We start from the raw sequence: 2,655 nt of genomic DNA, 5'->3' as shown, positions 1-2,655 counted from the left end.
CCCGACGCTCCCACGGCTTGTAGGCACACGGTTTCAGGTACTATTTCACTCCGCTCCCGCGGTACTTTTCACCATTCCCTCACGGTACTATCCGCTATCGGTCACCAGGGAATATTTAGGCTTAGCGGGTGGTCCCGCCAGATTCACACGGGATTTCTCGGGCCCCGTGCTACTTGGGTGTCTCTCAAACGAGCCGTACAGATTTCAGCTACGGGGGTCTTACCCTCTACGCCGGACCTTTCGCATGTCCTTCGCCTATCCATACGGTTTCTGACTCGTCCTGTCGCCGGCAGACGACAGAAGAGAGATCCCACAACCCCGCATGCGCAACCCCTGCCGGGTATCACACGCATACGGTTTGGCCTCATCCGGTTTCGCTCGCCACTACTCCCGGAATCACGGTTGTTTTCTCTTCCTGAGGGTACTGAGATGTTTCACTTCCCCTCGTTCCCTCCACATGCCCTATGTGTTCAGGCATGGGTGACAGCCCATGACGACTGCCGGGTTTCCCCATTCGGAAACCCCCGGATCAAAGCCTGGTTGACGGCTCCCCGGGGACTATCGTGGCCTCCCACGTCCTTCATCGGTTCCTGGTGCCAAGGCATCCACCGTGCGCCCTTAAAAACTTGGCCACAGATGCTCGCGTCCACTGTGTAGTTCTCAAACAACGACCAGCCACCCATCACCCCACCAGACAAGCTAGTGAGTTCACTGGGGCCGGAGTCTTGAAGGACGACCAACCGGCCGTACCCTCAGACACCCAACAACGTGCCAAGCACGATCAGTTGATGTATTCCGTGTTCCACGCCGAAGCAGTACTTACGGTCCATCTCGTGATCGTGCCAACTAATCAACGTTCCACCCATGAGCTGACCGTGCAGAACGTTTGCCTGCAATCGGTACTGTGCTCCTTAGAAAGGAGGTGATCCAGCCGCACCTTCCGGTACGGCTACCTTGTTACGACTTCGTCCCAATCGCCAGTCCCACCTTCGACAGCTCCCTCCCACAAGGGGTTGGGCCACCGGCTTCGGGTGTTACCGACTTTCGTGACGTGACGGGCGGTGTGTACAAGGCCCGGGAACGTATTCACCGCAGCAATGCTGATCTGCGATTACTAGCAACTCCGACTTCATGGGGTCGAGTTGCAGACCCCAATCCGAACTGAGACCGGCTTTTTGAGATTCGCTCCGCCTCGCGGCATCGCAGCTCTTTGTACCGGCCATTGTAGCACGTGTGCAGCCCAAGACATAAGGGGCATGATGACTTGACGTCGTCCCCACCTTCCTCCGAGTTGACCCCGGCGGTCTCCTGTGAGTCCCCATCACCCCGAAGGGCATGCTGGCAACACAGGACAAGGGTTGCGCTCGTTGCGGGACTTAACCCAACATCTCACGACACGAGCTGACGACAGCCATGCACCACCTGTATACCGACCACAAGGGGGGCACTATCTCTAATGCTTTCCGGTATATGTCAAGCCTTGGTAAGGTTCTTCGCGTTGCGTCGAATTAAGCCACATGCTCCGCTGCTTGTGCGGGCCCCCGTCAATTCCTTTGAGTTTTAGCCTTGCGGCCGTACTCCCCAGGCGGGGAACTTAATGCGTTAGCTGCGGCACCGACGACGTGGAATGTCGCCAACACCTAGTTCCCAACGTTTACGGCGTGGACTACCAGGGTATCTAATCCTGTTCGCTCCCCACGCTTTCGCTCCTCAGCGTCAGTAATGGCCCAGAGATCCGCCTTCGCCACCGGTGTTCCTCCTGATATCTGCGCATTTCACCGCTACACCAGGAATTCCGATCTCCCCTACCACACTCTAGCCTGCCCGTATCGGATGCAGACCCGGGGTTAAGCCCCGGGCTTTCACACCCGACGTGACAAGCCGCCTACGAGCTCTTTACGCCCAATAATTCCGGACAACGCTTGCGCCCTACGTATTACCGCGGCTGCTGGCACGTAGTTAGCCGGCGCTTCTTCTGCAGGTACCGTCACTTTCGCTTCTTCCCTGCTGAAAGAGGTTTACAACCCGAAGGCCGTCATCCCTCACGCGGCGTCGCTGCATCAGGCTTTCGCCCATTGTGCAATATTCCCCACTGCTGCCTCCCGTAGGAGTCTGGGCCGTGTCTCAGTCCCAGTGTGGCCGGTCGCCCTCTCAGGCCGGCTACCCGTCGTCGCCTTGGTAGGCCATTACCCCACCAACAAGCTGATAGGCCGCGGGCTCATCCTTCACCGCCGGAGCTTTTAACCAGCCCCCATGCAGAGGCCGGTGTTATCCGGTATTAGACCCCGTTTCCAGGGCTTGTCCCAGAGTGAAGGGCAGATTGCCCACGTGTTACTCACCCGTTCGCCACTAATCCACCCCGAAGGGCTTCATCGTTCGACTTGCATGTGTTAAGCACGCCGCCAGCGTTCGTCCTGAGCCAGGATCAAACTCTCCGTGAATGTTTACCCGTAATCGGGTCACACTCGCGTTGAGCGGGACAGTCATGCCGGAATATGGCCGACTGTCCACAGCGTCCTCGCTGTGTTGTTGCCATCCCCGAAGGAATGGACTTTTTCAAAGGAACCTCGACCATCCGAAGATGGACGGGGTATCAACTAATCTGGCGTTGATTTTTGGCACGCTGTTGAGTTCTCAAGGTGCGGACGCTTCCTT

General features: G+C 57.6%; 2 rRNA genes (1 of these 2 only partly in view). Both read right to left on the bottom strand.

Annotation, left to right across the window (positions count from 1 at the left end):
* A 23S ribosomal RNA gene (locus tag AB0G79_RS33245) occupies nucleotides 1-632 on the bottom strand; it reaches 2,659 nt to the left of the window's first position.
* A 283-nt stretch (nucleotides 633-915) separates the two neighbouring features.
* Nucleotides 916-2,441 (bottom strand): 16S ribosomal RNA (locus AB0G79_RS33240).
* Together the 16S and 23S rRNA genes form the textbook arrangement of a ribosomal RNA operon.
* Nucleotides 2,442-2,655 lie beyond the last annotated feature (214 nt).

The organism is Streptomyces sp. NPDC020807 (genome assembly GCF_040641575.1).
Lineage (GTDB): Bacteria > Actinomycetota > Actinomycetes > Streptomycetales > Streptomycetaceae > Streptomyces.
This window is presented reverse-complemented; position numbering and strand designations above follow the sequence as displayed.